The 6,759-nt window shown below is 67.9% G+C and carries 9 protein-coding genes; 6 read left to right on the top strand and 3 right to left on the bottom strand.

Features of this window, described 5'->3' with window-relative positions; genetic code table 11:
• Positions 1-95 precede the first annotated feature (95 nt).
• The 4 genes from hpnK (at position 96) to C7401_RS28625 (ending at position 3,799) form a co-directional block, all read left to right on the top strand.
• Positions 96-986 carry a hopanoid biosynthesis-associated protein HpnK gene (hpnK, locus tag C7401_RS28640; RefSeq protein WP_373864466.1) on the top strand — a complete coding sequence of 297 codons (891 nt, stop codon included), beginning with the start codon at positions 96-98 and terminating at the stop codon, positions 984-986.
• A complete protein-coding gene (locus tag C7401_RS28635; RefSeq protein ID WP_112174789.1) occupies positions 983-2,083 on the top strand; it encodes a lysylphosphatidylglycerol synthase domain-containing protein in 1,101 nt (366 codons plus the stop codon). The genes hpnK and C7401_RS28635 overlap by 4 nt, the downstream gene beginning before the upstream one ends.
• A gap of 83 nt (positions 2,084-2,166) precedes the next feature.
• On the top strand, positions 2,167-2,748 hold the full coding sequence (locus tag C7401_RS28630) for an outer membrane protein assembly factor BamE (RefSeq protein ID WP_224038628.1): 582 nt from the start codon (positions 2,167-2,169) through the stop codon (positions 2,746-2,748).
• Between the two features lie 25 nt (positions 2,749-2,773).
• Positions 2,774-3,799 carry a patatin-like phospholipase family protein gene (locus tag C7401_RS28625; protein ID WP_112174788.1) on the top strand — a complete coding sequence of 342 codons (1,026 nt, stop codon included), beginning with the start codon at positions 2,774-2,776 and terminating at the stop codon, positions 3,797-3,799.
• Positions 3,800-3,818: 19 nt separating this feature from the next.
• On the opposite strand, the gene C7401_RS28620 is transcribed toward C7401_RS28625, so the two are convergent.
• The 3 genes from C7401_RS28620 to C7401_RS28610 all read right to left on the bottom strand — a co-directional run bounded on the left by C7401_RS28620 (position 3,819) and on the right by C7401_RS28610 (position 5,271).
• Positions 3,819-4,157 carry a type II toxin-antitoxin system PemK/MazF family toxin gene (locus C7401_RS28620; protein ID WP_112174787.1) on the bottom strand — a complete coding sequence of 113 codons (339 nt, stop codon included), beginning with the start codon at positions 4,155-4,157 and terminating at the stop codon, positions 3,819-3,821.
• Positions 4,158-4,163: 6 nt separating this feature from the next.
• Positions 4,164-4,508: an AbrB/MazE/SpoVT family DNA-binding domain-containing protein gene (locus C7401_RS28615; protein WP_224038629.1), complete on the bottom strand. Its 345-nt coding sequence runs from the start codon at positions 4,506-4,508 to the stop codon at positions 4,164-4,166.
• A 139-nt stretch (positions 4,509-4,647) separates the two neighbouring features.
• A complete protein-coding gene (locus C7401_RS28610; protein WP_112174802.1) occupies positions 4,648-5,271 on the bottom strand; it encodes a histidine phosphatase family protein in 624 nt (207 codons plus the stop codon).
• 254 nt (positions 5,272-5,525) lie between these two features.
• Here C7401_RS28610 and C7401_RS28605 point away from each other — a divergent pair, with 254 nt between their 5' ends.
• Positions 5,526-5,741 carry a CbtB domain-containing protein gene (locus tag C7401_RS28605; RefSeq protein WP_112174786.1) on the top strand — a complete coding sequence of 72 codons (216 nt, stop codon included), beginning with the start codon at positions 5,526-5,528 and terminating at the stop codon, positions 5,739-5,741.
• Positions 5,742-5,754: 13 nt separating this feature from the next.
• A complete protein-coding gene (locus C7401_RS28600; protein WP_112174785.1) occupies positions 5,755-6,507 on the top strand; it encodes a CbtA family protein in 753 nt (250 codons plus the stop codon).
• Positions 6,508-6,759: the final 252 nt, after the last annotated feature.

Raw genomic sequence — 6,759 nt, 5'->3', positions numbered from 1 at the left:
GAGATGCTCATGAGCTGGGACATGATGAAGCGGCGTCTGCGCGAAGGCGTGGAGTTCTTCCGCTTCCTGCGCGCGCACGAGGCATGATGGACCGCTTGTCCCGCGATGCCCGCGCGCTCATCTTCACCGCCGACGACTTTGGCCTGCACGAGCGGGTCAATGCGGCGGTGGAGCGTGCGCATCGCGAGGGCGTGCTCGACTGCGCGAGCCTGATGGTGGCCGCGCCCGCCGCGGCAGACGCCGTGGCGCGCGCGCGCCGCACGCCGGGCCTGCGCGTGGGCCTGCATCTGGTGCTGGCGGACGGCGCGCCGATGTTGCCGCGCGCGCAGATTCCCGCGCTCGTGAACGAGCAAGGGCGTTTCGGCGACAACATGGTGCGCGACGGCGTGCGTTTCTTCTTCCTGCCGCACGTGCGCCGACAACTGGCGAAGGAAATTCGTGCGCAGTTCGAAGCATTCGCGGCGACCGGGCTCGCGCTCGATCACGTGAATACGCACAAGCATTTTCATCTGCATCCCACTGTGCTCGCGCTGATCCTTTCGATCGGACGCGACTATGGGTTGCGCGCGATGCGCCTGCCGCTGGAGGCGGGCGCGCCGCTGGCGCTCAGGCCGTGGCTCGCGCTCGTGCGCGCGCGTTTGGCGCGCGCGGGCGTGGCGCACAACGACTACGTGGTCGGCATCGCGAAGACGGGCGCAATGGACGAGGCCGCCGTGCTCGACGCGCTTGCGCATCTGCCCGCTCGCGGCGTGGGCGAGATCTACTGCCATCCGGCGCTCGCCGGCGAGGCGGGTGAAGCACCCATCACGCCGTCGATGCAGACCTATCGCCACGCCGACGAATTCGGCGCGCTCGTTTCACCGCGTGTGGCCGCTGCGCTCGCGCAGGCGGGCGTGCGCCACGGCGGCTTCACCGACGTGTTCTTTGGAGCGGCTTCGGGCTCCGGTCCTGCGGCATCACGCGGCGCAGAGGTGCAGGCGTCATGAAGTGGCTTCAATGGCTGGGCCTGCCGCTCGGGATCGCCATCCTGATCGGTCTGGTCGTCCACAACGGCGCGCACGACGTGCTGCGCGTGATTGGCACGGCGGGTCCGGTGCTCCTTTGGCTCGTGCCTTTCCACGCGTTGCCGCTCCTGCTCGACGCGCAGGCGTGGCGCCTCTTGCTCGACAAGCGCGCGCCGCTCACGTTCCTCTGGTGGACCGCGACCGTGCGCGAAGCCGTGAACCGGCTGCTGCCCGTGGTGGGCGTGGGGGGCGAGCTCGTCGGCATTCGCCTTGCGCGCTGGAAGGTGCGCAATGCGAGCGAAGTCACGGCTTCGGTGATCGTCGAGGTGTTCGTGACGATCGCCGTCCAATATGCGTTCTCGGCGCTCGGCGTCGTGCTGATCGTTGCGGCGACCGGTGACGGCGGGTCGCTGCGCACCATCGTCACGGTCGCGCTCGCGCTGCTGCTCTCGGCGCCGCTGCCCGTGCTCGCGGTGTTCCTCGTGCGGCGCGGCGGCGTGTTCCATGCGATCGAGCGCTGGGCCGCGCGGCTGCTCGGCACCGAAAACCCGCTTATGCAAGGTCTCGACGGCAAGCAGCTCGACGCCGATCTCGACGCGCTGATGTCGCGCACCGGCCTCATGTTCCGCGCGTTCTTCTGGCAGCTCGGCGGCTATATGCTCGGGGCCTTCGAGACCTGGTGGGCGCTCGCGCTGCTCGGTCATCCGGTCACGGTGGGCGATGCGCTCGCCATCGAAGCCATCACCCAGGCCGTGCGCCACGCGGCCTTCATGGTGCCCGCCGGCCTCGGCGTGCAGGAAGTCGCCGTGGTGCTGCTGGCCCAGCTTTTTGGCGTGAGCCAGGAAGTGGCGTTCTCGCTCGCGCTCGTGAAGCGCATGCGCGAAGTCGTGTTCGGCGTGCTCGCGCTGATTTCCTGGCAGGTGGCGGAGATTGTTCGCACGCGTCGTGCGGTGCGAGGCGAGGCGCCGTTGGGCGTACAGCCCGGCGCACAGCGCGACGCCAAACTGCCCGCCGTCGCGACCGTTGGCGCAAGCCCGCGCGGGCCTAAGCGGGGCCCGCAGCACGATCAGGTCCATTGACGGTACATTGTGGGTATGTCGGTGCGCGCCGCCATTTCGGCGCGCAAGTCGACGCAAGCCCATGTTGATGCGTTAGCAAGGACATGTTGCCCACGTTCTCATCCACGCGTTCGCTCGCGCTCGCGTGCGCCGCCATGGCGGCGTTCACGCTTTCCGGCTGCGACGACCGCCAGTTCGATGCCATGTTCGATTCGATCCGGCAGGGGTTCAAGGCGTTCTTCGATTCGGTGAAGCCCGACGCGCTGCTGCTCAAGGGCCTCACGCCCGGCGTCTCCACGCTCGATCAGGTGCGCGAGCAAATGGGCAAGCCCGAAACCGAGCGCGTGTTCGACGACGGCTCGCGCCGCCTCGAATATCCGCGCGGCCCGCAGGGGCTCAAGACGTGGATGGTCGATATCGGCCCGAACGGGCGGCTCGTGGCCATCACCCAGGCGCTCACGGCGGAGAACTTCGCGAAGATCCGCGTCGGCATGAGCGAGGACGAGGTGCGGCGTCTGCTGGGCAAGCCGGGGCAGGTGGCCGGCTACCGCTTGAAGAAGGAGACGGTGTGGAGCTGGAAGTGGCTGGAAGGGGGCGTGACGCCCGAAGCGTATTTCAACGTGCATTTCGGACCGGACGGGCGGGTCACGACGACCTCGCGTTCGGACATCATTCGCGGTCACTGACCGCTCGACACGCTGGGAGGCGCGCATGATGCAACGGCGACGGCCCAGGCGTGTGGGACTCGTGCTCGGCGGGGGCGCCGCGCGCGGCTGGGCGCATATCGGCGCGATCCGCGCGCTGGAGGAAGCGGGCATCAAGCCCGACGTGGTGTGCGGCACCTCGATCGGCGCGCTGGTTGGCGCCGTGTACGCGAACGGCGACCTCGACTGGCTCGAAGACTGGGTGGGCAAGCTCACCTGGCAAATCGTGGTGCGCCTGCTCGATTTGCGCTTGTCAGGCGGCCTGCTGGGCGGGCGCAAGGTGATCGACCTCTTTGCGCAGCAGTTCAACGGCCGCTCGATCGATGACCTGCGTCTGCCGTTCACGGCGGTCGCGACCGAACTCGACACCGGGCGCGAAGTCTGGCTGCGCGAGGGTGGCGTGGTGGACGCGGTGCGCGCCTCGATTGCGATTCCCGGCATCTTCACGCCGATCTGGCATGACGGCGTGTGGCTCGTGGACGGCGGCCTGAGCAATCCGGTGCCGGTGTCAGCCGCGCGCGCGATGCGCGCCGACACGGTCATCGCCATCGACCTCAATCACGACATTCTCAATGGCCGGGACCTGGGCGGCGCGCTCGACACGGTGCCGCGCGAGTTGCCCGTGGAGGTGAGCGAACCGCCGCCGGCCGAGCCATCGGGCGTTTCAGCCGACGGCGCGGCGAACGGGGAGGCCGCCCCGGAGCCGCTCATGCGCCGCAACGGCAAGCGTTTTCCGCGCTGGCTGCAACCGGCGGGGCCGGGCGCGACGGGTGGACCGGACGTGCGGGTGGCGCCGCCGCCCAGCACGCGCGTGCCTTCCATGCTGAGCTCGGTGGCACAGAGCATCGACATCATGCAGGTGCGCATTACGCGCAGCCGGCTGGCGGGCGAGCCCGCCGACGTGCTGATCCAGCCGCGCCTGGGCGGCATGGGGATTTTCGACTTTCACCGGGCCGGGCCCGCCATCGAGGAAGGGCGCGCAGCCGTGCAGTACATGCTGCCCGCCATCAAGGCGCAGTTGGGACTGGACTAGGGCCTGGGGTGCGCCGCGGCTAAAGATTCAGGATGCCGGCCACGGCAAATTTCGCCGCCTCCAGTTCCTCGGCCGTCGCCGCTTCGCCTTTGTGCCGCCAGACCCTGCCCGCGAGGGAAAACGTGGTGATCTGGTCGGCCATCGCGACGCACGGCTTGCTCAAGCCGCTGATCGGGATTTCGGACTCCCATCCATGAATGCTGCTGGTGATGGGCAGCCCGATGAAGCGGCTCGTGAGTTCGTTGAACTCGGCGTCGATGAGCACGAGGGCAGGGCGATAGCCGTCCTGCTCATTGCCCGCGCCCGGCCCGACGTTGAGCCAGAGGATATCGCCTGCGTCCGGTGTGCCGTTTCTCATGCGTTCTTACCATTGGTCAAAACGCGTGGGGTCATCGGGTCCGCCGATTTCGGTCCCCTGCGGCCGGCCAAAGTCGACGAGCGTGTGCGGTTCCAGCTTCCGCTCGCGCAACTGCTGCAAATAGCGCTCGCGCGAGAAGCGCCGGATCGCCGTATGCGGGCGAACCGTGAGCGACCCGTCTTCCACTTCGACCTCGACTTCCTGTCCTTCCGCGAGTCCCAGCTTTGCCGCAAGGCTGGCCGGAACGCGCACCGCAAGGCTGTTTCCCCAACGCTTCAGGGTTTGTATCGCCATTTCGTCCTCGTACTGAACTAGCCTTTTGGCCAGCAACGGAGTGAGCTTGATGTCCATACCTGATCGTGGTGTATCTACGTTGTTGATACAGCCTCGATGCTAGGCTTCGCATTTTGATGTGTCAACGCGTTGATACGCGTATCTTGATGCCCGCGTGACGTCTTATGGGCGCAGATCAAGGAATGCCTGGTCCGCTTCAGTCGAGCGCCGCGCGCCAGACCCAGCCGTGCGAGGCGCGGCGCAGCGTCGTCACGCCAAGCGGCGCGATCTCCACCGAGCGAAAGCCCGCCGACGGCGCGCCCAGCGCGTGAAGGATCGCCGCGCGTATCACGCTCGCGTGCGTGAAGGCGATTACGTGGCCCTCGAAGTCACCCGGTTCGTCGAGCCATGCGCTCACGCGCGCGCGCACGTCTTCGAACGATTCGCCGCCGCCGGGCGGCCTGAAGGCCGGATCGCGGGTCCATGCCGCAAGCGCTTCGGGCGCTTCAGGCGTTTCCCGCGCGAGATCGGTGAGGCGTCGGCCTTGCCACGCGCCGTAGGCGGCTTCCCGTATCGCTTCGCAACTCGCCGCCGCCGGGAAACCGGCTGCCCGGGCGCTCGCACGGGCGATCGCGGCGGGGCTCGTCAGTACGCGCGGCGCGTCGTCGCCCGTTGCGGCGAGGCGCGCGTACCAGCGCTCGCGCCACGCGGCGAGCGCCTCGATCGCGCGAGTGTCCAGTGCGGACTCGGCGGCGTCGTCCTCCGCCTGCGCGCAGGGCAGCGTTGCCGAGCGCATCGCGGCGTTCGCCGCGTGACTGACCAGCCAGACCGTCGTTGGCATCGTGTTCCCTGGCTCCGTGGTTTGCGATGGTTCGCATCCGGCCTTCGCGAGGCCGCCGCAGCGCGTAGAATACAGGCTTCACGACACGCGGAAGCCGGTGCAAGTCCGGCGCGGTCGCGCCACTGTAACTGGTTGCCCTCGAAAGTATCAACGCGCATCAATGCGCATCGAAGCCGCAACGGGAGTCAGACCTGCGCGTCGTGTACCCGTCTTTTCAACGACTATCGGGGCGCGTAACCCCAGGAGAAGTCCACATGTCCCAAGCCTCATTGCCCCTGCACGCACCGGCTGCACCGGCGCCCATTCCACTGCGCGAAATCCTGCCGTGGGCCATCTTCGTCGGCCTCATGCTGCTGCTCGCGCTGTATTTCGTTGGCGCGGAGCAGGGCGCGACGGCGATCTTCCAGGGCATGTACGTCCACGAGTTCGTTCACGACGGCCGCCATCTGCTCGGCTTCCCCTGCCACTGACCGGGGGCCGAACATGGTAGGCAAGTTGCTGGTGCGCGGGATGCTTGCAGGCATCGCCGCGGGACTCCTCACGTTCGGATTCGCGAAAATCGCAGGCGAGCCGCAGGTCGATCAGGCGATCTCCTTCGAAGAGAAAGCCGACGCCGCGAAGGGCGAGGCCCCCGAACCCGAGATCGTGAGCCGCGAGACGCAGGCGAGCTACGGTCTCTTCACGGGCGTGATGGTGTATGGCGCATCGATCGGCGGGCTGTTCGCGCTCGTGTTCGCTTTCGCGCATGGCCGCGCCGGGCGGCTTTCGCCGCGCGCACTGTCCGCCTGGCTCGCGCTGGCGGCCTTCGTCGCGATCTATCTGGTGCCGAACATCAAGTACCCGGCGAACCCGCCCTCGGTCGGCGATCCGGAGACCATCGGCTATCGCACCGGGCTCTTCTTCCTGATGATCGCGATCTCCATCGCTGTGTCGGTGTTCTCGCTGAAGGTGCGCGCCGCCTTCGTGCCGAGGCTTGGCGTATGGAACGCGTCGATCGCGGCGCTCGTGCTGTTCGTCGTCGTGATCGGCGCGATCCAGCTCGCCCTGCCGACGATCAACGAGGTGCCCGCCGGGTTCCCGGCCGTGCTGCTGTGGAAATTCCGCGCCGTATCGATCGGCATGCAGGTGATTCTCTGGACCACCATCGGGCTGCTTTTCGGTGCGCTCGCCGAGCGCCTCGTGGGCGCGAACGCCCGTGCGGGCGGCGCGCGCGGCGCACAGACGCGCGCTGCCTGAGCGCCTGCCGGGCCGCTGGGCGCGCGCCGCGCGCCTATCGCAAAAGCGACCCGAAACTTGCGAAAACGCCCCGCTTGCCGGGGCGTTTTTTTTGCCTTTCAAATCCATCGCGGCCACAACGGTGCGGGCCATTGCGGCTGCGGCCGGGCATCGTGTTGCCATGTTGCACTGCAATATCCGCGCCGCCCCGGTTTGAACGATCAATTTTGCACTGAGACGATCCGCGCCAACTCACCCGGTTTCGGCGGCGCC

Source organism: Paraburkholderia unamae (assembly GCF_003268775.1).
GTDB lineage: Bacteria > Pseudomonadota > Gammaproteobacteria > Burkholderiales > Burkholderiaceae > Paraburkholderia > Paraburkholderia unamae.
The sequence above is the reverse complement of the archived record's forward strand: the minus strand, read 5'-3'. Positions and strand labels throughout refer to the sequence as shown.